Consider the following 25,881-nt stretch of genomic DNA (forward strand, 5'->3'; position numbering starts at 1 on the left):
TGGTGATATCACACTTCTTGATGTTCAGAAATTCTATGATGTATTTAAAATATTGCTTAATGTGTATGTGCAATAGAGACTAACCTATCTAGAGTTTATTTTTGAAATATTTCATTCTTTAACATTTTTGTCATATTCGCCTTTTATAGTGAACAACATCGAACGAGCTATGGGCAGTTGCTCATAAATATTTTGATTACAACCACTGAGGTTTATGTGATGAAAAAACTAGTTGCAGGTCTAGCAGTAACAGCAGCAATGGGCGTTTCTGTTAACGCTGTTGCCGATGTTGATGCAAATTTGATGTCTTACAGCAAAGCAAGTGGCGTTTCTGGTAATATTTCAAGTGTTGGCTCTGACACATTGGCTAACTTGATGACATTGTGGGCTGAGGATTACAAGCGTTTATACCCAAATGTTAACATCCAAATCCAAGCAGCTGGTTCTTCAACTGCGCCACCAGCATTGACAGAAGGTACGTCTAACTTCGGTCCAATGTCTCGTAAAATGAAAGACAAAGAAGTCGCAGCTTTCGAGAAAAAATACGGTTACAAGCCAACTGCAATTCCAGTTGCGATTGATGCTCTAGCGGTGTTCGTACACAAAGATAACCCAATCAAAGGTTTGTCTCTTCCTGAAGTAGATGCGATTTTCTCTTCTACTCGTAAAGGTGGTCACAAAGAAGACATCACTAACTGGGGTAAAGCTGGCCTAACGGGTGCTTGGGCGAACCGTGATATTCAAATCTTTGGTCGTAACTCAGTATCTGGTACTTACGGTTACTTCAAATCTAACGCTTTGTTCAAAGGCGACTACAAAAACTCTGTAAACGAGCAGCCTGGTTCGGCTTCTGTTGTGCAGTCTGTTTCAACGTCTCTTAACGGTATCGGTTACTCTGGTATCGGTTACAAAACCTCTTCAGTGCGTGCGCTTCCTTTAGCGAAGAAAGAAGGTGGTAACTACGTTGAAGCAACACCTGAGAATGCGGCAACGGGTAAATATCCATTGTCTCGCTTCCTATACGTTTACGTAAACAAAGCGCCTAACAAGCCACTTGCTCCTTTAGAGCGTGAGTTTGTGAAAATGGTACTTTCTAAAATGGGGCAAGAAGTGGTTGTAAAAGACGGCTACGTTCCACTACCAGCGAAAGTGGCCAACAAATACCTACAAACTTTGGGTATTAAATAAGTTGTTGCTATAACGAGCTTATGAAATGAGAATTAAAAGTAGGAGGGCTGAAACGCTCTCCTACTTTTCTCTGTTTCATAAGCTGTCACAAAAATGTCACACAAAAAGATGAATGCGGATGACTAAATCAACTGACCATCAGATGCCGGAGCTGGATTTTGATACACCAGCATTAAAGCGTCATCGTAAAATTCGCGCCCTGAAAGACCGTATGGCTGGAATGGGTATCGCAGTCGGAGGCAGCAGTGTCATTCTCGCTGTTCTTTTGATCTGCTTCTACTTACTTTATGAAGTTGCGCCTTTGTTCTCAAGCGCATCCATTGAACCAGAAGCGAACTATAGCTTACCTGCGGCAGATCAAGGTGAAAGCTTATATTTGACCACTGAAGAGCAAGCTGAAGTGGGGATGCGCGTTGCCAGTAATGGCAGCATAGTGTTCTTTTCCGTGGCTGATGGCAGTGTCATAAAAACGGTCAAAAACCCTAGAGCTGAGAAAATAACGGCTTTTGCGGTGGAATCTGATACCAGTCAATTGCTCGCCTTCGCTTACGAAGACGGTAAAGTCATCATTTCGAAACACGTTTATCGAATTACTTACCCTGATGGTAAACGTAAAATCACCCCGGCTGTTGAATACCCATATGGTAAAGATGCGATTGATGTCGCCGATTTTCCGATTCAACAGTTGTCTTTTAGAGACGGCGATGAAGGCTTTACTTTAGCGGCCATTGGTGAAAACCAGAGTGCGGTGACCAAGGTAACAAAAGACGTTAACTTCATTACAGAAGAAGTGGAACTGAGCGAACAGCGTGAGCTGCTTCCTTTTGTAGCAGATGTGACCAGCCTTCTGATCAGTGGTGATCAACGTTATCTTTATGTGGCAACTCACTCAGGTGAGCTGAGCGAATTTGATCTTCGTGATTTCAGTAACATTCGTCTAAAAGACAACATTGCCTTATTGAGTGGTGATGCCAAATTGGTGTCGATGAGCTACTTACTTGGTCAGTCATCTATCATGGTGGCGGATTCTACCGGTCGCGTGAGTCAGTGGTTTAATGTTCGTAACAACGACACGAATGAAGAAAAGCTGACTTTTATCCGCGACATTAAACAACCTGTTTCACTAGTGAATGTTGCCATGGAGCAACGTCGTAAAGGCTTTGCTACCTTAGACGATCGTGGTGTGGTCGCCATTTATAACGCCACTTCTACTCGTCAGGTAATCGACGAAAAGTTGAGTGATGCTACGGCGAAACTGATTAGTTTTGCGCCTCGAGCTAATGGTTTACTACTGGAAGACAGTAAAGGTTTGCATTTCTTCTATGTGGACAATGAGCATCCTGAAGTCTCTTGGTCTTCTATCTGGGGTAAAGTCTGGTATGAGGGTTATCAAGAGCCAACGTATACTTGGCAGTCTTCTGCGGCAAACAACGACTTCGAACCAAAGTACAGCCTGATGCCACTAGCCTTTGGCACATTAAAGGCAGCGTTCTATGCCATGTTAATGGCGGTGCCATTAGCCATCTGTGGTGCTATTTATACTGCTTATTTCATGGCGCCAGCTTTGCGTCGTAAAGTTAAGCCTGTGATCGAGCTGATGGAAGCGTTACCTACCGTTATCTTGGGCTTCTTAGCTGGGTTGTTCTTTGCCCCTTTCTTGGAAGAAAACCTAGCAGCGACCTTCAGTGTGTTGGTGGTCTTACCTTTGGGTATTCTGTTGTTTGCTTACCTTTGGTCTCGCTTGCCACAAAACATTCGTTGGTTGGTACCGGAAGGTTGGCAGCCATTGTTGTTGATTCCTGTCATAGTCTTCCTTGCTTGGGGCTGTTTGGCAGTAAGTCCTGCGATTGAGTTGAATTTCTTTGATGGCAATATTCGAGGGTGGATAACTAATGATCTTGGTATTACCTTTGATCAACGTAATGCCTTGGTGGTGGGTTTCGCAATGGGCTTTGCAGTCATTCCGACTATCTTCTCTATTACCGAAGATGCCATCTTCAGTGTGCCGAAAGCGTTAACCCAAGGGTCTTTAGCATTGGGTGCGACTTACTGGCAAACCATGGTTCGAGTGGTATTACCAACGGCTAGCCCAGGTATTTTCTCTGCCGTAATGATCGGTATGGGCCGTGCTGTTGGTGAGACGATGATTGTACTCATGGCAACGGGTAATACCCCAATTATGGACATGAATATCTTTGAAGGCATGCGTACTTTGGCTGCCAACTTGGCGGTAGAGGTACCGGAATCTGAGGTGGGTAGCTCACACTATCGTATCTTGTTCTTGGCGGCGTTTGTGCTCTTTATCTTCACTTTTGTGGTGAACACAGTCGCTGAAACCGTGCGTCAGCACCTACGCAAAAAATACGGGTCGCTATAATGAGTACTGATATGAAAATGAAGAAAAAGTCCGTATCTGAATGGGTTAAATCCGGTGATCCTTGGGTTTGGCTTAATGCGGGTGCGGTGGCCATTTCCGTTATTATGGTCATTGGCTTGTTATTATTGATCGCAGTGCGTGGTCTTGGTCACTTTTGGCCGGCTGATGTGGTGGAAGCACGTTACGAATTGCCTGGCACTCAAGCTTACAACATAGTCGCAGAACGTGTTGAAAGTGTTGAGGTACCTGCCGCTCAGTTGCGTGAAGCCGGGATTGATATTCCCGATCATCATAAACTTATGCAGCGTACCCTGATGAAAACAGGTAACCGTGATATTTACGGTTCTGATTTTCGCTGGGTGATCGATGAGTACCTAACGGATGTGAAGCGTCCAGAAATGCTGTTTACTGCTGAGCGTCATGAATGGGGTAACTTGTATGGCTATTTGCAGTCGGTGAAACAAGATGGTCAAGTCGTGTCTGAAACCAATGATACGACACCAACGGAGTCTGCATTAGCCACTTGGGCAGCGTTTGAAAGCAGCATTGATCGCGCGACAGATATTTTCGATGAAATTCATGAAATTGAAAAAGGCGACATAGGTAAAATTAACTACGGTCTTGAGCGCATTCGTTTAGAACAGCGTCGTTTGGAACTGAATGGAGAGCTTACACCTGCTGCTGTGGCCGATCTGGCTGTCGAACGCAGTCAATACGACGAAGAATACAAGCTGCTGCAACAGAGCTTGATTGACCTGTACGCGAAAATTAATCGCGACACCTTTGTTGTTCAAGCAATGGACGGAACCGTCCATGAGCTTCCCGTTGCAAAAATCGTTCGAGCTTACCGTGCCAATGCCATGAACTTTGGTCAGAAAATGGCGTTTTACTTTGCTAAGTTAGGTGAGTTCCTATCGGCGGAGCCACGTGAAGCCAATACGGAAGGTGGGGTTTTCCCTGCGATCTTTGGTACGGTAATGATGGTCTTGTTGATGACAGTATTGGTGACTCCATTTGGTGTTGTCGCGGCGGTTTACTTGCGTGAGTATGCGAAACAAGGTGTATTAACACGTATTATTCGAATCGCGGTAAACAACTTAGCTGGTGTACCATCGATTGTATATGGTGTCTTTGGTCTGGGCTTCTTTATCTACTTTTTAGGATCTGGTATTGACCAAGCCTTTTTCCCAGAAGCCTTGCCTTCGCCAACCTTCGGTACAGGTGGTTTGATGTGGGCATCCATCACTTTGGCCTTGCTGACCGTGCCTGTGGTGATCGTGGCGACGGAAGAAGGTTTGTCACGTATCCCTCGTAATGTGCGTGAAGGTAGCTTGGCTTTAGGTGCGACCAAAGCCGAAACCTTATGGCGAGTTATTTTGCCGATGGCCAGCCCAGCGATTATGACTGGGGTTATCTTGGCGGTTGCCCGTGCTGCGGGTGAAGTGGCGCCATTGATGTTGGTGGGGGTGGTGAAATTAGCACCGTCATTACCTTTAGATGGCAATTATCCATACATCCATTTGGATCAGAAATTTATGCACCTTGGTTTCCACATTTATGATGTTGGTTTCCAAAGTCCGAATGTAGAAGCGGCACGTCCATTAGTGTACGCAACAGCCCTATTGTTGGTCGTGGTGATTGCACTGTTGAATTTAGCAGCAGTGACCATTCGTAACCACCTACGTGAAAAATACAAATCGCTGGAAATGTAAGCGGCGGAGAAGAGATTATTATGAGCGACGTAAAAACACACTCAATTGACATTTCAGCGATGCAACGCAGCCAACAGGCTTTGCGTATTGAAGATGAATCCGTTTGCCTTTCGGTGAATGATTTACACCTTTTCTATGGTGAAAAGGAAGCTTTGAAAGGGATCGATATGATCATCCCTGAAAAGAAGGTGACCGCTTTTATCGGACCTTCAGGTTGTGGTAAATCCACCTTGTTGCGTTGTTTCAACCGCATGAATGATCTAGTAGACAGCTGCCGTATTACGGGGGAGATTAATCTACACGATCAAAACATTTATGCAAAAGGCACGGACGTTGCAGAACTGCGCCGTCGTGTTGGTATGGTATTCCAAAAGCCAAACCCATTCCCTAAAAGTATTTATGAGAATGTGGCCTACGGCCTGCGTATCCAAGGTATCAATAAAAAGCGTATTTTGGATGAAACGGTCGAATGGGCATTGCGCTCAGCGGCATTGTGGGACGAAGTAAAAGACCGTTTGCATGAAAGTGCACTGGGTATGTCTGGTGGTCAGCAACAACGTTTGGTTATCGCTCGAACAGTAGCAGTGAAACCTGAAGTTCTTTTGTTGGATGAACCCGCGTCAGCGTTGGACCCTATTTCAACCTTGAAAATCGAAGAGTTAATCCACGAATTGAAAAATGACTTCACCATCGCCATCGTAACCCACAATATGCAGCAAGCCGCGCGCGTATCGGATTACACTGCGTTTATGTACTTGGGTGATTTGATTGAGTTTGGTGATACCAATACGCTGTTTACTAACCCAAGTAAGCAACAAACGGAAGATTACATCACAGGACGCTACGGCTAGGTGGAGGATTTATCATGCAAGAATTAACAACAGATCATATTTCTCAGCAGTTTAATAATGAGCTTGAACAGCTTCGTCAGCACTTTTTAACCATGGGTGGCGTGGTAGAAAATCAGGTTCAAGATTCGATTCAAGCGCTTTTGGACGCTAATGGCTCTTTGGCGGAAGATGTGAAAGATAAAGATGCGACGGTGAATCAGTTAGACGGTTTGATTGATGAGGAGTGCACACGCATTCTGGCCAAGCGTCAACCAGCCGCATCGGACTTACGTATGATCTTATCGATCAGTAAAGCCGTTAGCGAACTGGAGCGTATGGGGGACGAAGCGAAAAAAATTGCCAACTTGACCCTCAATTTGATCAACGAAGGTGAGTCGCCACGAGGTTATGTGGAGATTAATCGTATTGGTCAAATGGTGTCTCGAATGATTCACGATGCACTAGATGCGTATGCTCGCCTTGATATCGATACCGCCATTAAAGTGGCGAAACAAGACCGTGCGGTTGACCAAGAATACAATACGGCATTGCGTTCTTTGGTGACTTACATGATGGAAGATCCGCGCAGTATTTCCCGTGTGATTAATGTCATTTGGGTACTCCGTTCTCTTGAGCGTATTGGCGACCATGCGCGTCATACCTGTCAGCATTTGATTTTCATGGTGAAAGGGGTGGATGTACGTCACGTACATGTGAACGATTTGGCAGGCGAAGTTAAAGACGCATAAGCCTTTAAGGCTCTGGTCTTCAGTTAAGGAGACCAGAGTCTATCTCCTCTATTGCATTTAGCTCTGCCACATCATTTGTTACCATCGGCTTTTCTTTTTGATTGGTTAGGCACAGATGTTTACTCCAGAGACTTCCTCAGAATCTTCAGAACACTATTATCAAAGTCTAAATGAGCAGTTAGCCGCTTTATTGACCGATGAGACCGATTTTATATGCAATGCTGCTCAGTTTTCGGCGTTTATCATGCAAACCCTCGATGATTTGAATTGGGCGGGTTTTTATTTTGCACGTGATAATGAATTGGTGCTCGGTCCTTATGTGGGTAAAGTGGCTTGTACTCGTATTCCTTTTGGTCGAGGAGTGTGCGGTAAAGCGGCGATGACGGCGACCACTCAACGCATTGCGAATGTGCATGAGTTTGAAGGTCACATTGCCTGTGATGCGGCGTCAGCGTCTGAACTGGTTGTGCCGATATTCGTCGGTGAGACTTTGTTGGGTGTGTTTGATATTGATAGCCCTAGTGTGGCGCGCTTTTCTGAGGTTGATCAGGTTGGCATTCAAGCTTTGCTGGCGACTTTTTTACAGGCCACAACCATTCAGTGGTCGATTTAGTTTTTAGCAAAGATAGCGGTTAGTGAAATGACCGTTAGTGAATGTTATCGTTGATGCTATTTGAGCATGGAAAAGTAGCCGGAAAGCGCCATTAGCGTCTCTTTATGAACATCTGACACACTCTTAATGGTCGTTTTGATCGGTGTTTCGTCTCCTTTTCCTGCGGATTTTTCAATGATCTCGCATTGTTGGGCAAATTGTTTGGCCGCCATGTTGAGACTGGCCGATTTTAGGGAGTGACTGACCTGCTTTAATGTCTCGAAATCTCGCTCTTCCCACGCTTTCAGTAATTGCTCTAATTTAAGGGTACTGTCTTGAACGTATTCAAGACGAATTTGATTAACGGTATTTTTTCCCAGTAATTCTGTTAGGGAGTCTAGATAGGCCTTGTCTATCATTTGCTGTCCTTATGTTTTGGTTGATCTAAAAATAAAGCCTTAATCAGTGGTGATAACTTCCTTTGTGTTAGAGGGAAAGAGAGCCTTTTAGGGGCTAAAGAGGCGTCTTTAAAGTCTAGTGAATGATAGCTCCATAGAGTAGTGCCTGTCTTAACACAATCTAAGAGACGTTCTTCTAAGTGACGGTCGAAACCTGAGAATTTTCCTACGAGAATGAGGTCGAATTGATCTAATGAACTATGCCCATCGTCTTCTTGGGCTAGGTTAACCTTAATGTTAAAGCTGGTTAGCTGTAGCTCAATGATTTTGGCTAAGTTCATGTCTTGCTCAAGAATCAGTGCCGTTTTTTGCGGTTGAGGCGATAGAGAGACAGGCTGTCTGTGTGTTGGAGAGTCTTGCTCTGCTGGCACATAAAATGGTAAGTCGACCCAGAACTCACAACCTTCATTCTCAACACAGGAAAAGTGCATTTCGCCCTTCATTAAATAGATGAGCTGATGACATAAGGCCAAATCTAAACCGACTGTATTAGCATCTGGGCTGTCTGCCTGGTTTGGTAGATTTGGGTTTACTCGTAGGCTTTGCTGCAGGTTGTTGGGCATTCCTAAGCCTGTGTCTCGTATGGCCAATTGCATGACTCGTGTCTCATAGGTGCCATCTGGTAAAAGGACGGTTGGTGCGGCTAAGGCCGAAGGCCGCAATTGAATACTGATACTGCCCGCAGGACAATGGGCAATCGCGTTTTGTAACAAGGCTAAGACAATTTCTTTGAAGCGGCCAAAGTCCAAATGCACAGAATCAGGCAAGGCTGGATCAATGTATAACGCACAGGCTACATTTTTGCGGGACATTTGCGCTTCTGTTAGCTGAACAAAGGCTTCCATTTGTGTTTTTAAATCATCTGTTGAAGATTGCAGACAGAGTTTTTGCGCCTCTAAGAGTGATAGGTCGGAGAGCATTTCGATGGTATGTAATAATTGTTGACCAGACTCTTCAATGTGTTTGATTAAGGCGTCAGGAACGCTGTACGATGGCTGGTTAAGTGTTTTTGCTGTGCCCAATATAGCGTTGATAGGGGGGCGAACTTGCTGGTTAATGAAGCCTAATAAATCTGCTTTGTCACTGCGGGAGTTTTGCATATCGGCTTTGAGCTGCTTATTACGTTCATGCGCAAACTTTAATTGAGAAAAGCTTTTGGCCATAAAAAAACATAAGCAGAGCAAGCAGAGTAACAAAGCGATGGACAGTAGCTGAATGTAATGAAGTTTGGACTGTAGGGTTTGATGTTGGTTGTTGATGAAAGCATTACTGCCATTGTTTACCAAGCCGACAAATTCATTCAATTGAGGATCCAGTTTTTGTATGCGGTCAATGAGGCTGGGTAAGTAACTTAAATCCCCTTCTTCTAGCTTGCTGATATGATAGCTAAGCAGTTCTAGTTCGCCGTTCATGATGTTTAATAAGCGTGTTGTGCGACCACCTTCAAACTCTCGTACCAAAGAGCCAACTTCCCCATCCCTTAATAAGTCAATGCGGCTCATAAGCAAATCGTATTCAAAATAAGCCTGGCCATTGAGCGGTAGGTCTGGTGCTTTTAACAACACCAGATAATTAAGCAGGCGATAGGTCTGTACTTGTAACTGTAGGGCATTCCAAAGAGCGCTTTCGAATACTCGACGGCTATTTTGTTTGGCGCTGTCGCTGGTGTAAGTAATGATGCCGAACAGTGCGATGGTGATGATGATAATCAGCACAATAAAGCCGTACATCATCCATTGTTTGAATCGTGATAACCAGTTATGTCCTTTTAACATTGGCAAGTATCCTTACTCCGCCAACGGGGCGATTTTGATGTGTTGGATTTGCCAAATAGAGCGGCCATAGTAGACTTCTGACTTTAAATTCGGATTATGGTCAAATGGGTAAATCACCATAATAGGGCCAAGATTACGCACACTCATTGGTACTCCGTCACGATGGGTCGCAAAGATAGCACCGTTGATTTTAAAGTCCTCAACCGGCACCTTGGTCATGTATTTATTGAGCGCCGTGACCTCTAACATGGTGCCTTTTGCTTTGAGTGTTTCCAGTAAGTCAGCGGCTGAAAATCCTCGATAAGAATGGGCGCCTTTTGTCCAAGGATTTTTCGTGGTGACAGAGTATTGAGGTAAGGCGGTTAACATAGGGAGATCGAAATTAGCCGCTTGGTTGGCATTGGTGTTTTCGAAATCACCTTCGACTGTCAGTATGATTCTTTGCTTAGGTTGCTCTAGAGCTAAGCTTGGTAAGGAAATAAGGCCAACGAAAATCAGAAGTATGGAGATGACTGAGTTCATATTTCGCCTCTTACGAACAGATGAAAAGTGACATTAAGGAAAAATTATTGACACAATGATCAACTTATCAAGAATGCCGTTTAAAAGCCAGTTTGCGTCATGTCTTTTAAGGGCTGGGGGACTTGGCTACCTATCTGGCAGCCAGTCTTGAATAGCTTTAAACTAACTCTAGCAGTCTAGAGCAGGCTGCTTGATGTGAACGATCGTTGGCAATGAGGCTAAGTGGTGGTTTGTGTTCCGCACAGTGTTCATTGGCATGAGGACAACGAGTTCGGAAGACACAGCCAGACGGCGGACTGATCGGGGAGGGTAAATCTCCAGCTAGAAGCTGAATGTTTTTGTTGCGTTCTATTTTTGGGTCTGGAACCGGTACGGCCGATAATAGCGCCTTGGTGTATGGATGCTGAGGGTTATCGTATAACGAGGATTTGTCTGCTAACTCAACGGCATTGCCGAGGTACATCACCAAGACTCGATCCGAAATGTGCTTCACCACACTCAAATCATGGGCAATAAACACCAGCGACAGCCCCATCTCTTTTTGCAGTTCTTTTAATAGGTTAACCACTTGTGCTTGAATGGACACATCCAGTGCCGAAACCGGTTCGTCGCAGACCACTAACTTAGGTTTCAAAATGAGTGCTCGAGCAATACCAATACGCTGACATTGGCCACCAGAAAATTCATGGGGATAACGATTAATAACGTTTGGTAGCAAGCCAACACGGGCCATCATTTGACGAACTTGCTCCTTGACCTGTTGTTTTGATAAATGTGGTTGGAAGGTATGCAAAGGTTCGGCAATGATGTCCCCAACAGTCATTCGTGGATCCAGTGAGGCCAATGGATCTTGAAAGATCATCTGCAGTTCTTGGCGCTTAGCTCGCATTTGCTTCTTGTCTAGCTCGGTTAAATTCTCACCTAACCACACCACATCCCCTTGAGTAATGGGCACAAGACGAAGCAAAGCGCGCGCTAAGGTGGATTTACCACAGCCGGATTCTCCCACCACTCCTAAGGTTTCCCCGGGGTATATCGATAGATTTACCCCATCCACGGCCTTCAATGCTTTGGCCTTGGTCCAGGGCCAAGCATTATCCGCTTTAATATTAAAATGGACTTTTAAATCGCTGACTTCCATTAAAGGGGTTTTGCGGGTTTGTACGTTCATGATGCCACTCCCCAATCGGCAGATTTATGACAGGCCCTTAATTTTCCAACTTGATACTCTTCCAACGTCGGCACTTCTTTCACACAACGTTCTTCTGCAAATTCACAGCGCGAATGGAATGGGCAACCAGAAGGTAAGTTAAGCAGGTTGGGTGGGTTACCAGGAATGGTCGTCAGTATGTCGCCTTCACTGTCCAATCGTGGAATGGCTTGCAATAAGCCTCTGGTATAAGGGTGAGTCGGTTGATAAAAGACATCTTCCGTTGAGCCATATTCCATGGTTTGACCTGCGTACATCACTAACACCTTGTCGCATAATCCTGCCACCACACCCAGATCGTGTGTGATCATGACAATGGCGGTGTTGAAGTCATTTTTCAGTTCATTCAACAAGGTCAAAATCTGTGCTTGTACGGTCACATCCAGTGCCGTTGTTGGCTCGTCAGCAATCAATAATTTTGGCTGACAGAGTAACGCCATGGCAATCATCACACGTTGGCGCATACCACCAGAAAATTCGTGTGGGTACATATTCATACGTTTGCGTGCTTCCGGCATTTTAACTGCATCGAGCATTTTAACCGCTTCTTCAAAGGCGTCTGTCTTGATCATTCCTTTATGCAGCATTAAGACTTCAATCAGCTGCTTACCCACTTTCATATAAGGGTTAAGCGAGGTCATTGGGTCCTGGAAGATCATGGCGATTTCTTTTGAACGAATGCGATTCATCTGTTTGTCGGATAAGCTCAGGATGTCTTGCCCTTTAAAACGCGCTTGCCCCTCGATAATACCGTTTTTGGCCAGTAGCCCCATTAAGGCAAAGGCGGTTTGGCTTTTTCCTGAGCCGGATTCACCAACAATGCCCAGGGTTTCTCCTTGTCCAAGGGTGAAATTTAAATTATTGACCGCGGTAACGAAGCCATCTGGGGTGCGGAAATTTACCCGTAAGTTATCCACTTCTAGCAAATTCATAAGGCCTCCTTAGCGGTCTTTAGGATCAAGCGCGTCTCGTAAGCCGTCGCCGAGGAAGTTAAAACAGAATAGGGTGACCACTAAGAAACCCAGTGGCCAAGCTAGTTGCCAAACCGCGATTTCCATATTCTGCGCGCCTTCTGAAATCAACGCCCCCCAACTGGTCATAGGCTCTTGTACGCCCAAACCAAGGAAGCTGATGAAAGACTCAAGCAGAATCATATTCGGCACCAGCAAGGTGGCGTAAACCACAACAATGCCCAGTACATTTGGCACTATGTGTCGCAAAATGATTTTTGGGGTGGAGACACCGCAGGCATAAGCCGCTTCAATGTACTCTTTGTTTTTCAGACTTAGGGTTTGCCCGCGTACGATCCTCGCCATGTCGAGCCAGGAAATCGCACCAATGGCGACAAAGATGAGAAATATATGTCGGCCAAATAAGGTCATCAAGATGATGACGAAAAACATGAAAGGGAACGAATTTAAAATTTCCAGAAAGCGCATCATCACGCTGTCGACTCGTCCACCAATATAGCCAGACGCGGCACCATAAAGTGTACCAATGACAATGGCGACGGCACTGCCCATGATGCCGACAAGTAAGGAAATTTGCCCACCTTGTAAAGTTCGCACAAAAATGTCGCGGCCTAAGGTGTCTGTACCAAAGTAATGGCCGTTTTCAATGTTCGGACGGCCAAGGACTGAAATGTCGGATAAGGCTTCCCAATCAATGTCATCGTAATTCCATTGACTGAATAACGGGCCAAGTAATGCGATGGAGGTAATCAGAATTAATAAGATCAAGCTGGTGACTGCGGCGTGATTAGAAAAAAAACGGCGACGTGCGTCTTGCCATAAACTTCGACCTTCAATTTCCGTGACTTGTTCGGCGAACTGCTCAACGACCTGGATTTTATCTTGTGTAGTGATCATATTCGGGTGGCCTTAATAACGAATTTTAGGGTCAATAACAGCGTATAAAATATCAACAACCGCGTTGAACAATATGGTCAATGTGCCCACTAAAATGGTGACGCCCATGACCATGGAATAGTCGCGATTAAGAGCGCCATTAATGAAATGTTGACCGATGCCGCCGGTCCCAAAGTACACATCCACAATCACCGAGCCGGTGACAATCCCGACGAAAGCAGGGCCCAAATAGGAGATAACGGGAAGCATGGTAGGGCGTAGGGCGTGTTGAAAGATGATGCGATGCTTTGGCAAGCCTTTAGCGTGTGCTGTGCGAATGAAATTTGAATGCATGGTCTCAATCATGCTGCCACGTGTAATACGGGCGATCTGCGCGATATAACTAGTCGACATGGCGATTACTGGCATGATCAAGTAAGGCCATGCGCCACCATTCCAACCACCAGGCGGTAGCCAGTGGTTATAAATGGAAAAAAATAGGATACAAAGTGGAGCCAATACAAAATTTGGCAACACAATACCTAGATTAGCGAAGGCCATCACAGAGTAATCTATCCAAGAATTCTGCCTTAGGGCCGCAATAATGCCGCAACCTACGCCAAGTATCAGAGCAACAAGAAACGACCAGATGCCTATTTCGGCAGAAACCGGAAAGCTCTGGGCAATCAGTTCATTAATGGTGAAGTCTTTATAACGAAATGAGGGACCTAAATCCCCTTGTAATAAACCGCCTAGGTAATAGAAGTACTGATTAATAACAGGCTCATCCAAATGGTATTTGGCATTGATGTTTGCTAACACCTCAGCAGGTAGAGCGCGTTCACTTGAAAAAGGGCTGCCGGGAGCGGCATGCATCAGAAAGAAGGATATCGTGATCAATACCAACAAGGTGGGAATCGCTTCTAAAATGCGCTTTGAGATAAATGTAAACATAGTTATTACCGGATTATTAGACTCGTCAATAGAAGGCTAATATTTGCAACCTGTAGAGGGTTCAAAAGATACCCAACGACGTTAGCCGTTGGGTATGGTTTTCAACAGACGCTTGTTATTAAACGAGAGTCTTAGTGCTTGATGATGTACATGTCGCGAACGTACACGTTATCTTCTGGGTTAGGCATGTAGCCGCCTAAATAGCTTTTCACTAGGCGCTTCTCGGTATACTGATAAATGGGGGCGACTGCCATGTCTTGCTCAATGGCAATCTCTTCTGCCTTGTTATAGTTTTCAGCAGGGTTCTGCATGGTGCGAGCATCGTGTAGCAGCTTATCGTAGTTGGCGTTGCTGTACTTACCGTCGTTATTTCCGTGAGTGGTTGTTAGTAGATCAAGCATAGTGGAGGCTTCGTTGTAATCCCCAATCCAACCGGCACGAGCAACGTCAAATTGCTGATGTTTTTTGGTTTCCAAGTAGGTTTTCCATTCTTGGTTTTCCAACGTCACTTGTACTCCTAAGGTTTTTTTCCACATGGAAGCAATCGCAATGGCGATCTTCTTATGGTTCTCGTTGGTGTTGTACAGAAGCTTGAAGGACAGTGGGTTGCTCTTATCGAAGCCGGCTTCTTCTAGTAAGGCTTGCGCTTTTTGATTACGCTGCTTCTGAGTCCAAGTCGCGTAATCCGGTGTCTCTGGGTTAAAGTCATTGACCACTTCTGGGGTGAATGAATACGCAGGGATTTCACCAACGCCTGTGACGTATTTGGTAATCACATCGCGATCAATGGCATAAGATAAGGCTTTACGGACACGGACATCGTTGTAAGGCGCTTTGGTGGTATTAAATTGGTAGTAATAGGTGCCCAATTTAGGTGTGACCACGACTTCGTCAGGAATGTCTCGGAGAAGTTGTTTGTAATGATCGTTGGGTAATTCGTAGCTCAAATCCATCTGACCCGCTTGGAAACGTTTTAGCTCCGCATTAGGGGATTCAATTGGCAAATAAGTAACTTTGTTGATGACGGTTTTCGCATCGTTCCAATAGTGTTGGTTACGAGTAAAGACCATCTTCTCGTTGACAATCCACTCGTCCATTTTATAGGCACCGTTTGAGACCATGTGTTCAGGTTTCGTCCAATCATCGCCCCACTTTTCGACCACTTTTTTCGGCACAGGAAACATGTTTTGGTGTGAGGTCATCTTCACAAAGTAAGGCACTGGACGCTCTAATGTGACTTGGAAAGTATAATCATCAAGCGCTTTGACACCTAAAGTCGATGGCTCGGCTTCGCCAGCGATGATTTTGGAGGCGTTTACAATGGATGGAATTTCCATGAACCAGGCATAAGGAGAGGCCGTTGCAGGATCAACAGAGCGAGTGAAGGCAAATACAAAGTCTTCTGCGGTAACGGGTTCGCCGTTAGACCATTTTGCGTCTTTACGAAGGTGGAATGTGTATTGAGTGTTGTCCGCGTTAACATCGTAACTTGTTGCGACACCTGGGATTTGATTGCCGTCGCCGTCTTGATTATACAAACCTTCAAATAGGTCTTTAGAACGAATAGAGCCTGGTGTGCCTTCAATTTTTTGCGGATCAAGCGTGGCTGGCTCTGAGCCACCACCACGAACTAATTCTTGTTTGTCGGCTAAGACAACACCTGCAGGTACATCTGCGGCTTGCACTTGCAGTGTGCTAATAGACGCGACCAGTACGGCACTGGCGATGAGTGTTTTTGAGATAGTCATATCGTTCCCTTTGTTGGTTAGCTGTTAGATGTGCTCTGTTATTGTGAGGCGTTTGAATTGCACCATTCAGATTCGCCCTTAAGCTTCCATAGTTCATTAATTAACAAAAGGTCACAATCGAAATTCCGTATTGCCTTATACGTCTAGTAAATGTGGAGACGTGAAGGGGCTCGTGATATTCTCAAACAGGTTTGATAGGAAAGATTGATAGGGTTGAATTTATTTTGATTACACAACCATTTAAAGCGGCTGGGGCTTTTTTGAAGGCCTTACCGTTAATTGCGTCAAAAGAATTAAGACTGTTTATTTTAGCGCCACTACTGGCAAACTTTTTGTTGATTGCGCTGATCTACATGGTGGCGTTTAGCTATTTTCAAGACATATTAAATTGGGCGATGGGTTTTTTACCGGATTGGCTGTCGTTTATCAGCTGGCTCTTGGATTTGATTTTTGGGGCGGTCATCGCGGTCTTATTGTTTTACAGCTTTTCAATAGGAGTCAATATATTAGCGGCTCCTTTTATGGCGTTTCTAGCGGAAAAAGTAGAAGAAAAGACCACTGGAAAAGTGTTTGATGAACGTCTGACTGCCAGTGTAATTTTGGCGGTGATTGGCCGTAGCTTGCAACGAGAGATGCAGAAGGTACTGTACTTTGTTCCGCGTTTCTTACTACTGCTAGTACTTTCTTTTATCCCTTTAGTGAATGTCATTGCGCCGGTTCTGCTGTTATTGTTTTCTGCTTGGATGCTTGCCCTACAATATATGGACTATGCTTTTGATAATAATAAGGTGTCGTTTTACGAGATGCGAATGGCCCTTAGAACTCAGCCACTGTTGTGTTGGACGTTTGGTGGCATAGTAATGGTGTCTTTGACCATTCCACTGTTTAATTTGTTTGTGATGCCAATAGCTGTAGTGGCAGCGACTTTATTATGGGTATCCATCTTTAGGGTAGAGAATGGAGATTTCTCTGCGTTGTTAAACTCTCATAATGGAATGAAATAATGTCGCTTAAAATATTGGTCGTGGACGATGCTTCGTTCACACGAGATTTGATTCGCCGAACCTTACGTAAGCAGTTTCCTGCCGTAGAGATTGAAGACGCTGTCAATGGCCGTAAAGCTCAGCAGTTAATGAATAAAACCCAGTTTGATATGGTGTTATGTGACTGGGAAATGCCTGAGATGACGGGCGTTGAATTGTTAAAGTGGTGCCGCGAACAACCTAAGTATCAAAAAGACGATGTGCCTTTTGTGATGATTACCAGCCGAGGCGACAAAGATCATGTAGTGGAGGCGGTACAAGCGGGCGTCACAGATTATTTGGGCAAGCCCTTTTCAGGTGAACAGCTGGTCAACAAGGTGTTAGGAGCGGCGAAAAAGCATAAGTTGGCTGGGAAGCTGACGGCACAAAAACCTAGGGCGGCGAGTGGTTCACCACAGGGTATCGCGGCCGCTTCCATTGATGTATTGATGGGTGGAGGAAGCGGTGCGACCAAAGCGGCGAAAACGCCTAAAATCGTGAACCCAAGTGAAGCAGAAGTTAGCGTTAAAGATGTTAAAATTCCAACCTTAGTTCGCTTTGAAAATAAGCAGTTTCGTTGCATGGTGATTCAATTCAGTAAGCAAGAAGCGTCTATGCTGATTAAGAGTGATGACGTGGTGCCTCAAGTATTAGGGCAAGCAGTACTGGATTTAGAACACAAATCCACCATTAATCGCCTAAATTACTACGTACAATCTGTGGCCACGACAGAAAAGAAGCATGACTCAACTTTCTTAACCGTTGGTTTGCGCTTAATAGATCAAGATGCAGAAAAAGAAACTTTCATTAAGAGTTTGTTTGACGCTTTATAAGTCTCGACATTGAAAACTCATACAGTGAGCAAGAAGGCGCTACAGGTGACGGTAGCGCCTTTTTTTATTCACTTAGGGTGCTGGTGGTTTGGGTGACGGTATCTTTGCGTACACGGCTAGCAGGGAAGTGACAGGAGAAGGTACTGCCAGTGCCAGGCAAGCTGCGGATTTGTAGTTTGGCTTCATGATGTAAGAGAACGTGTTTCACGATGGCAAGCCCTAAGCCAGTGCCACCCGTTTTTGAGCCACGTCCCTTATCAACTCGGAAAAAGCGCTCTGTGAGCCGCGGGATGTGTCGAGGGTCAATTCCTAACCCTTGGTCTTTTACTGAAAAAATGCCATTCAACTCACTGGATTCCCATTTAATATTGATCTCGCCACCGTCAGGTGAGTATTTGACAGCATTGACAATTAAGTTGGAAAAAGCACTGTAGAGTTCTTTATAAGAGCCATAAATTCGAGCGTCTTCAGAGATCTGAGTAACCAACTTGTGTTGATCCGTCATGATGGCCGTGGTGGTTTTTAGAATCGCCTCTACGATGTCTGATACGCGATACCATTGATTCTCTTCACGTTTGTCATCGCTCTCAAGACGAGATAGCAACAATAAGTCTTCAATCAGTTGTTCCATCCGAACAGACTGCTCTGCCATGTTTACGATGCCTTTTTGCATGCTTTTGGGCAGGTTGTCTTTAAACATATCTAAGGTTTCAACATAGCCTTTAATGACGGTTAGAGGGGTTTTTAACTCATGAGAAGCATTGGCGACAAAGTCTTTGCGCATCTGCTCTAACAGGTGTAATCGCGTCACATCACGAACGAAAATAAGATGATCGTTTTTATCGTATAAGGTGGTTTGAACTTCTAGGTAGACACCGTCTTTTGCTGGAGACTTAATGACCAGAGGTTCGCCAAAACGCTTTTGCGAAAAATAGCGGAAGAATTCTGGGCTGCGCACAATGTTGGTTATCACTTGTCCACGGTCAACGGGTCGCATTAAGCCTAAGAAATGAGCTGCTGAATTGTTCCACCATTCGAGGTTGCCTTGGTTGTCCGCCATAATCACACCTTCTTTGAGTGCGCTGGTGGAGCTTTCAATCCGCGTTAAGGCTTGTCGCATACGACGTTTGGATTTTCGCTGTTTCTTTTGCAAGCGATATACTGCGTCAAACACTTCTCCCCAAATACCACTCGACTCTGGCGGAGCGGCACGTCCTGAATGACGTAGCCAGTTATGGAATTGATACAGCTGGTATAGCTGCCAGTATAAGGTTCCTAGGGTATACAGCAGTAGAACAGCCAAAAAATGGCCAAGGATATAGCCAATTACGGCACAGGCGATAAAACCTGTTAACCAAGAAAGAATGGTGTTCCGCCAAATGGTTTTCATACCGACCTTTTTGCTGAAAAACGGTAACCTGTGCCTCGCACGGTTTGAATCAAGAAATCATGACTGTCACCAATGGCTTTACGTAAACGACGAATATGCACATCAACGGTACGCTCTTCGACATAGACGTTGCCTCCCCAAACTTGATCCAATAGCTGTGCTCTTGAATAGGCTCGTTCTTGGTGAGTCATTAAAAATTTGAGTAAACGATATTCTGTTGGCCCCATGTCCAGAGGACGAGCGCCAATAGTGACACGTTGACTAATCGGATCTAGGGTAAGGCCTTCGACTTCGATGGGTTCATCAATGCCCTGTGGCGTTGCTCGGCGTAGTACGGCTTTGAGACGCGCCACTAATTCACGTGGTGAAAAAGGCTTGGTGATGTAATCATCCGCCCCGACTTCTAAACCTTGAATTTTATTGTCTTCTTCACTTTTGGCCGTCAGCATGATGACTGGAATTTCGGCCGTGGTACTGTCTTTTTTGATGCGGCGAGTTAACTCGATACCGCTGCCACCAGGCATCATCCAGTCGACCAAAATTAAATCTGGTCGATGGTCCACGATAATTTCGTGAGCTTGCTGAATATTTTCGGCTTCCATGTATTCATAGCCAGCCATCTCTAAAGCAATGGCAATCATCTCGCGAATAGAAGATTCATCATCAATAATTAAAACTTTTTTACCGGTCACAGGATCTACCCTCATCTCAGGAACGGTTTTATTAAAGCGAGCAATTATGACAATTTAGTTAAACTGTCATAACTTTGCCACATATTAAGTAAAATAGCTGATAACCAAACCGATAAAGACACAGCATCCAATGCGGTTGTTCTCTAGAAAAGAGCGAAAACAAGCTTGCCTATCTCTGTCTTTTGCTTGTTGATATTGCTTATAAAACAACCAGATGCAAATCAACAAAGCCAGAAAATAAGGCCAACCCAGTGTGGCGAAGAAGCCGATCCATGTCAAAAGGGATAAGGTTAAAGCTTGTAAACACACAATGACCAATAGATCGTACTGGCCGAAGAGTATTGCAGTCGATTTGATGCCGACTTTTAAATCGTCTGGTCGGTCGGTCATCGCGTAGTAAGTGTCATAAGCGATCGTCCAGAAGCAATTAGCCAGAAACAGCATCCACAGAATAGGGTCGTTTAAACTGCCTCCTTGTGCGCTGTAAGCCATAGGAATGGCCCAAGAGAAGGCCAAACCAAGAAAAAGCTGAGGCAGATGGGTATAACGCTTCATAAATGGGTACAGAGCAGCCAAACCAAGACCGACAAAGGACAGTAATATGGTTTGCAAATCAGTTAATAGCACCAAACAGAAACTGAGTAAGGATAAGCCTGTAAACAGAGCAAGGGCTTCTTTTTCAGACACTCGTCCAGAGGGGAGAGGACGGTTCTTCGTTCGATCAACATGGCCATCTACCTTTCGATCCGCATAGTCATTGATCACGCAACCTGCCGATCGCATGCTAAATACCCCTAAGACGAAAATCACTAACAAAGACCAGTCTGGTCGCCCATCGGCGGCTAGCCAAAGCGCCCATAAAGTGGGCCACATTAAGAGTAATGAGCCGATTGGGCGATTAAAACGGGTGAGTTCTGCGTAATCTTTTAGCTTGTTCATAGCAATCCAAAGGGCGATTTGAAATGAGAGATTGTGTCAAATATGGCTTCATTTACCAAGATACCAACACCATATTGATGAAATACCGAGCGTCTTGCCCAAACACTATGGGGTTGATCTGGAAACATCGCCGCAGGTAATTCCGTAATTTCAATCGGGCTACGGGAGAGGGTGCGATGTTGGAAAAGATAACCGCCTAATGGCTTGTCTTTTAAATGAGGAACTTGACGCCAGTGACCAAGTAACGAGCGAGCAGGAATAATTGAGCGAGCATAGATCACGGTTTGACCATCCAGTTTTAACAGGACAGTGCGGATGCGGACGGCTTCTCTTGGCTTTAATTTGAGCTTACGCCTTTCTCGCAGACTGGCCGTGCCCCATTTATCTTCAATCACGTCGACACTGAGTTTGCCAATGCGCTGTAATTTACTGGTTAATGATTTATCTGTGGTTAACCAAGGCCATAAATAGCTGGGTATTTTGGTTTTACTAACACAATGAGCAGGTTGCCAACGGTAGTCAAATTGTTTGGTGGCAAGTGAATTAAGGCGAGTCATACAATGTTAGGCATTCATTTTATCGATAAGAGAAACCATCTTATGTAGCTCATGAGAAGACTGATATACCTCTTTTCGGCACGTTTCTGCTTGCTCTACGTCTAAGCCCACTTCGACCAACACCGATGGATCTATATCCAAATCATTGCGCAGTTGATGAGAAACATAGAGAAGTTTGGCTAATGTAGCGTGTTCACCATAATAGTGTGGCTTTTTGCTGTAGCGAATGGCTGTCCAAATGTTGTCTGGTAAACTCCAGTAACGTAACAGCCAAGACCCTAGCTGTTCCTTGGTAAAGTGCAGGATTTGCATTTCGACTAATTCACTGGGTAAGTGTGCATTGGCTTCATAATATCGGGATAAAATCGAAAAGTGCGGTGGTAAAATACTACTGATGGCCAAATAACCGAAGTTTTGCAAAAGACCGGCAAGATAAGCGTGACCCAGTTTAGGACGTTTTTCGTTGGGCATGGCTTTTACTAAGGCTTCCATTAAGACGGCATTGGAAACCGAATCCAACCAAAAATTTTCATAATGTCTTGGACCATTATCAGGCGCGTGGAAGGCATTGCCCATCGATAAGCCCAGCGCCAGATTCATCACCATATCAAACCCCAGCACCCGAATGATGGCATCTTCGACTGACTCAATTGTCCCAGGGGCACCATAGTAAGGGGACGACGCCCAACTGATGACCTGTGCTGCTAAGCTTGGGTCCAGTGCGATGACCTCACACAATTCATCCGTGCCAGCGGTTTGGTCTGCGGACAAGCGGATAATACGGTGAGAAGAAGCCGGTAGTGGTGGAATCTCTAAGGTTTCTTCGAGGCGCTGTTTAAGACGAATCGACTGAAAACGGCCAAGCGCTTCTAGTATCTGCTCTTCATCATTCTCATGATTATCCGCCGGACGTTTGATGTTATCGATATCGAGTGAAATGTCTTCAAAGCGATTCAAAGGGCCGCTAAACATGGTTTTCAATTCATCGGAGCGGATTTCATGATACGGACCGTCGGACTTTAATCGTATCAGTACTTTTGGCTCGGCTAATAAGCTGGATTCAATAATGCTCGACACACTGTTGGGTTTGATCAGTGGGTCGCCCTCACTGTTGAAGTTAGTGATGGGTTCAAAACGTCGTTTAGTGATGCGAGAAACAGCGGCAATGTCTAACATATGTTGTTCAGGAAAAATCACCTGTAAACGGCCTGTATGGTCTGCTAGATGTACCACTCGCAGTCGCTTGCTGGGCTGTTGATCGGCTGAGATTTCCATATATTTTCTCTGTTAGAACAAGGATTAATTAAACTAAAAAAGCCCCTATGATAGGGGCTTTTGCAAATATAACAGATTTTAAAGATAAATATCGAATCAGTGATTCAAAATTTGGCTTAAGAAGTTTTGCGTGCGGTCATGCTGTGGATTATCGAAGAACTCGTGAGGCCCATTGGCTTCAACGATTTCGCCGGCGTCCATGAAGACCACTCGGTCAGCAACGGTTTTTGCGAAGCCCATTTCATGAGTCACACAAACCATGGTCATGCCTTCTTCTGCTAATTGAACCATAACGTCCAATACTTCTTTGATCATTTCTGGGTCAAGTGCCGAAGTCGGTTCATCAAACAGCATGATGCGTGGCTGCATACACAAACCACGAGCAATCGCTACACGCTGTTGTTGCCCACCAGAAAGTTGGCCTGGGTACTTCAAGGCTTGGTTCGCGATTTTGACGCGTTCCAAGTAGTGCATCGCCATTTCTTCGGCTTGTTTCTTTGGCATTTTACGAACCCAGATTGGTGCTAAGGTTAGGTTCTCTAAAATGGTCAAATGTGGGAACAAGTTGAAGTGCTGGAACACCATACCAACGTCTTTGCGGATCGCTTCGATGTTTTTCAAGTTGTCATTCATTTCAACGCCATCGACGAGAATTGTACCTTTCTGGTGCTCTTCTAGGCGGTTAATACAGCGTGTCATCGTAGACTTACCGGAACCGGAAGGTCCACAAACAACGATTCGTTCACCCTTCTTAATACTAAAGTTGATGTTTTTAAGTACGTGGAAATCACCGTACCATTTATTGACATCATTAAACTCGATAATTGCTTCTTCGCCCTGCGCTAGTTGGGCACGAGCCATATTGGTATTTGTCATTATATAGACCTCAAATTCTTAACTAATTTCGCTTGTGCCCAGTTTCTAATTTACGCTCGATTCTCATACTGTAGCGAGACATGCCAAAACAGGCCGCCCAATAAATAAAACCGGCAAAGGCATATCCTTCAATGGTCATTCCGAGCCAGTTAGCATCATGAGTTGCGGCTTGAATACGACCAAGTAGATCAAACATCCCCACAATGTAAACCAGAGTGGTGTCTTTAAATAAACCAATGAATGTGTTTACGATCCCTGGAATGACTAATTTTAATGCCTGCGGCAAAATGACTAAGATCATCGACTGCCAGTAGGTTAATCCCATCGCATCAGAGGCTTCATATTGACCTTTCGGGATAGCTTGTAAGCCACCACGAATGACCTCGGCCATATAGGCAGCAGAGAACAAAGTAATACCGATCAGAACTCGTAATAACTTGTTGAAGTTCATACCTTCAGGTAAGAACAAAGGAATCATTACGGATGCCATGAACAAGATGGTGATCAGTGGTACCGCTCGAATCGTTTCAATGAAGACGATACAAACGGACTTTGCTATTGGCATGTTAGATTGACGACCAAGCGCCAACAAAACCCCAAGAGGGAAGGACGCCACAATACCGACAACCCCTAACAGAGTGGTCAAGAATAAGCCGCCCCACAAAGACGTCTCAACGACTTCTAGACCGAATACACCACCTGCAAATAGGAAGTAAGCAATAACAGGATAAACCACCAAAATCACTAGGGATAAGTAAAGCTTATTCACTGTTTTAACAGCGTATGTACCTAATAAAAGCACCAATAGAATCAAGGCCAGATTAATGCGCCATGTTTCTTCTGATGGATACAGTCCATACATAAACTGTTCAAAATAGACCCCTATGAATGCCCAGCAGGCGCCATCACCAGTACAGTCAGCTTTTGACGCACCAGTAAAAGTTGCTCCGACAAAGCCCCATTCAATCACGGGTGGGACCAGCAAATATAAAATATAAAAGCTAAATAGGGTTAAAAATACGTTTAATGGGGACGACAATAAATTTTGACGAATCCAGGCCACCGCACCAACAGAATTCACTGGTGGTGGAAGGCTTGGTGATGGTTTGAATTCAATAGCCATGTTCTTCCTCCTAGCGCTCTATTAGTGACATTTTTTTGTTATACCAGTTCATAAACATTGAGATAGATAAGCTCAATGTACCGTAAACCAACATACACAGACCGATGTTCTCAATGGCCTGACCGGTTTGGTTCAGCGTTGTACCCATAACAACAGCAACCAATTCTGGGTAAGCGATAGCCGCACCCAATGACGAGTTTTTCGCTAAGTTTAGGAATTGACTAGTAAGGGGCGGAATAATGACTCGTAACGCTTGCGGTAAGACAATTAAACGCTGCGTTAGACTGTCTTTCAGGCCCAAAGAGCGCGCGGCCTCTGTTTGCCCCCAGTTGACGGACAAGATACCTGCACGAACGATCTCCGCAATGAATGCGCCAGTATAAGTAGACAATGCCACTAATACCGCCACAAATTCTGGAGGCAGAACCATACCACCAGTGACGTTAAAACGACTTTTTTGTGGAAGGTCAAACTCGATAGGGAACCCAGAAACCACCAAAGCTAAAAAGGTAATGACGATGATAGTACCGAAAGACGCCCAGTAGGCTGGAAACCAAAGACCTGTTCTCGTTTGGCGTTTTTTGGCCCAAACAATCAGAGCAATGGATGCGATGATGGACAGGATAAAACCTGCAATCACAATACCAAAACCATCTTGGGCAATTGGGTTAGGGGAATAGACGCCACGTTTGTTTAAGAAAAAATCACCAAAAATGATGCTGTTCTTAGGGATAGGTAAGGTTGCTAGAACCGCAAAATACCAGAAAAACATTTGTAGCAATAACGGGATATTACGCAATGTCTCGACATAAACCGTGGCTAATCGTGCAACCAACCAGTTATTAGAAAGACGAGCTAAGCCCATCACAACGCCAATAACAGTGGCTAACGCGATCCCCAATAAAGAGATAACAATGGTATTAATTAGAGCAACAACAAACGCTCTTCCGTAGGTGTTGGCCTCAGTATACTCAATAAGGTGAATAAGGACGGGAAATCCAGCTGGTTGGTTTAAAAATTCAAAGCCAGTGGAAATACCTTGGTCTGCCAGGTTGGCTTGTAAGTTACTAAACAAGTAATAACCTACGAAAACTACCACGGCCAGAAGTAAAGCTTGAAAAATGAGGGCTCGGTTGCCTGCATCATTCAAAAAATTTTTTATACTTGAACTATTTTGATCGCTCATCTTGTTTCAGGCAGTTGAAATGCTCG

Annotated in this window: 24 protein-coding genes; 8 read left to right on the top strand and 16 right to left on the bottom strand. The window is 44.8% G+C overall.

What is annotated here, in order from left to right:
• The first annotated feature begins 219 nt into the window (after positions 1-219).
• From ACHUFM_RS06435 to ACHUFM_RS06460, 6 genes are all read left to right on the top strand, one after another.
• A complete protein-coding gene (locus ACHUFM_RS06435; protein WP_394180680.1) occupies positions 220-1,188 on the top strand; it encodes a PstS family phosphate ABC transporter substrate-binding protein in 969 nt (322 codons plus the stop codon).
• 118 nt (positions 1,189-1,306) lie between these two features.
• The gene (locus ACHUFM_RS06440; protein WP_394180682.1) at positions 1,307-3,565 is read left to right on the top strand and encodes an ABC transporter permease subunit; all 2,259 of its coding nucleotides are present in this window, start codon (positions 1,307-1,309) and stop codon (positions 3,563-3,565) included.
• 11 nt (positions 3,566-3,576) lie between these two features.
• Positions 3,577-5,277, top strand: a complete 1,701-nt coding sequence (gene pstA / locus ACHUFM_RS06445; protein WP_394180684.1) for a phosphate ABC transporter permease PstA — start codon at positions 3,577-3,579, stop codon at positions 5,275-5,277.
• A 20-nt stretch (positions 5,278-5,297) separates the two neighbouring features.
• A complete protein-coding gene (gene pstB, locus ACHUFM_RS06450) occupies positions 5,298-6,128 on the top strand; it encodes a phosphate ABC transporter ATP-binding protein PstB (RefSeq protein WP_394180686.1) in 831 nt (276 codons plus the stop codon).
• 14 nt (positions 6,129-6,142) lie between these two features.
• On the top strand, positions 6,143-6,856 hold the full coding sequence (phoU, locus tag ACHUFM_RS06455) for a phosphate signaling complex protein PhoU (protein ID WP_394180688.1): 714 nt from the start codon (positions 6,143-6,145) through the stop codon (positions 6,854-6,856).
• Between the two features lie 115 nt (positions 6,857-6,971).
• Entirely contained in the window at positions 6,972-7,469 is a 498-nt protein-coding gene (locus tag ACHUFM_RS06460) for a GAF domain-containing protein (protein ID WP_394180690.1), read from the top strand.
• A 56-nt stretch (positions 7,470-7,525) separates the two neighbouring features.
• Here ACHUFM_RS06460 and ACHUFM_RS06465 read toward each other — a convergent pair whose 3' ends face one another.
• The 8 genes from ACHUFM_RS06465 to ACHUFM_RS06500 form a co-directional block, all read right to left on the bottom strand.
• On the bottom strand, positions 7,526-7,867 hold the full coding sequence (locus ACHUFM_RS06465; RefSeq protein ID WP_394180692.1) for an Hpt domain-containing protein: 342 nt from the start codon (positions 7,865-7,867) through the stop codon (positions 7,526-7,528).
• A complete protein-coding gene (locus ACHUFM_RS06470; RefSeq protein WP_394180694.1) occupies positions 7,864-9,681 on the bottom strand; it encodes a sensor histidine kinase in 1,818 nt (605 codons plus the stop codon). The genes ACHUFM_RS06465 and ACHUFM_RS06470 overlap by 4 nt, the downstream gene beginning before the upstream one ends.
• 12 nt (positions 9,682-9,693) lie before the next feature.
• Positions 9,694-10,203, bottom strand: coding sequence for a putative pterin-binding protein (locus tag ACHUFM_RS06475; RefSeq protein WP_394180696.1), 510 nt, complete (start codon positions 10,201-10,203; stop codon positions 9,694-9,696).
• 157 nt (positions 10,204-10,360) lie between these two features.
• Positions 10,361-11,374, bottom strand: coding sequence for a murein tripeptide/oligopeptide ABC transporter ATP binding protein OppF (gene oppF / locus ACHUFM_RS06480; protein ID WP_394180698.1), 1,014 nt, complete (start codon positions 11,372-11,374; stop codon positions 10,361-10,363).
• Complete coding sequence (gene oppD / locus ACHUFM_RS06485) at positions 11,371-12,345, bottom strand: oligopeptide ABC transporter ATP-binding protein OppD (protein WP_394180700.1); 975 nt, start codon at positions 12,343-12,345, stop codon at positions 11,371-11,373. Before oppD ends, oppF begins: the two co-directional genes overlap by 4 nt.
• A 9-nt stretch (positions 12,346-12,354) precedes the next feature.
• Complete coding sequence (oppC, locus tag ACHUFM_RS06490) at positions 12,355-13,281, bottom strand: oligopeptide ABC transporter permease OppC (protein WP_394180702.1); 927 nt, start codon at positions 13,279-13,281, stop codon at positions 12,355-12,357.
• Between the two features lie 12 nt (positions 13,282-13,293).
• Positions 13,294-14,214, bottom strand: coding sequence for an oligopeptide ABC transporter permease OppB (oppB, locus tag ACHUFM_RS06495; RefSeq protein WP_113873158.1), 921 nt, complete (start codon positions 14,212-14,214; stop codon positions 13,294-13,296).
• 131 nt (positions 14,215-14,345) lie between these two features.
• A complete protein-coding gene (locus ACHUFM_RS06500; RefSeq protein ID WP_394180704.1) occupies positions 14,346-15,962 on the bottom strand; it encodes a peptide ABC transporter substrate-binding protein in 1,617 nt (538 codons plus the stop codon).
• Between the two features lie 224 nt (positions 15,963-16,186).
• On the opposite strand from ACHUFM_RS06500, the gene cysZ reads away from it, so the two are divergent.
• On the top strand, positions 16,187-16,966 hold the full coding sequence (gene cysZ, locus ACHUFM_RS06505; RefSeq protein WP_394180706.1) for a sulfate transporter CysZ: 780 nt from the start codon (positions 16,187-16,189) through the stop codon (positions 16,964-16,966).
• Positions 16,966-17,817 (top strand): response regulator, encoded by an 852-nt coding sequence (locus ACHUFM_RS06510; RefSeq protein WP_113873161.1) that lies wholly within the window; start codon positions 16,966-16,968, stop codon positions 17,815-17,817. Before cysZ ends, ACHUFM_RS06510 begins: the two co-directional genes overlap by 1 nt.
• A gap of 64 nt (positions 17,818-17,881) precedes the next feature.
• Here the strand turns inward: ACHUFM_RS06510 and phoR are convergent, their stop codons facing one another.
• The 8 genes from phoR to ACHUFM_RS06550 form a co-directional block, all read right to left on the bottom strand.
• Positions 17,882-19,207 (bottom strand): phosphate regulon sensor histidine kinase PhoR, encoded by a 1,326-nt coding sequence (gene phoR, locus ACHUFM_RS06515; RefSeq protein WP_394180708.1) that lies wholly within the window; start codon positions 19,205-19,207, stop codon positions 17,882-17,884.
• A complete protein-coding gene (gene phoB / locus ACHUFM_RS06520; protein WP_113873163.1) occupies positions 19,204-19,899 on the bottom strand; it encodes a phosphate regulon transcriptional regulator PhoB in 696 nt (231 codons plus the stop codon). Before phoB ends, phoR begins: the two co-directional genes overlap by 4 nt.
• An 84-nt stretch (positions 19,900-19,983) precedes the next feature.
• Positions 19,984-20,838, bottom strand: coding sequence for a 4-hydroxybenzoate octaprenyltransferase (gene ubiA / locus ACHUFM_RS06525; protein ID WP_394180710.1), 855 nt, complete (start codon positions 20,836-20,838; stop codon positions 19,984-19,986).
• Positions 20,835-21,395, bottom strand: a complete 561-nt coding sequence (locus tag ACHUFM_RS06530; RefSeq protein ID WP_394180712.1) for a chorismate--pyruvate lyase family protein — start codon at positions 21,393-21,395, stop codon at positions 20,835-20,837. The genes ubiA and ACHUFM_RS06530 overlap by 4 nt, the downstream gene beginning before the upstream one ends.
• Positions 21,396-21,401: 6 nt before the next feature.
• Positions 21,402-22,670: an HDOD domain-containing protein gene (locus ACHUFM_RS06535; RefSeq protein WP_394180714.1), complete on the bottom strand. Its 1,269-nt coding sequence runs from the start codon at positions 22,668-22,670 to the stop codon at positions 21,402-21,404.
• A gap of 96 nt (positions 22,671-22,766) precedes the next feature.
• Positions 22,767-23,546 carry an amino acid ABC transporter ATP-binding protein gene (locus ACHUFM_RS06540; RefSeq protein WP_394180716.1) on the bottom strand — a complete coding sequence of 260 codons (780 nt, stop codon included), beginning with the start codon at positions 23,544-23,546 and terminating at the stop codon, positions 22,767-22,769.
• Between the two features lie 22 nt (positions 23,547-23,568).
• Complete coding sequence (locus ACHUFM_RS06545; RefSeq protein WP_394180718.1) at positions 23,569-24,669, bottom strand: amino acid ABC transporter permease; 1,101 nt, start codon at positions 24,667-24,669, stop codon at positions 23,569-23,571.
• A 10-nt stretch (positions 24,670-24,679) separates the two neighbouring features.
• Positions 24,680-25,855: an amino acid ABC transporter permease gene (locus tag ACHUFM_RS06550; RefSeq protein ID WP_394180719.1), complete on the bottom strand. Its 1,176-nt coding sequence runs from the start codon at positions 25,853-25,855 to the stop codon at positions 24,680-24,682.
• Positions 25,856-25,881 lie beyond the last annotated feature (26 nt).

Origin of the sequence: Marinomonas posidonica, from assembly GCF_043643765.1 — a bacterium.
GTDB lineage: Bacteria > Pseudomonadota > Gammaproteobacteria > Pseudomonadales > Marinomonadaceae > Marinomonas > Marinomonas posidonica_A.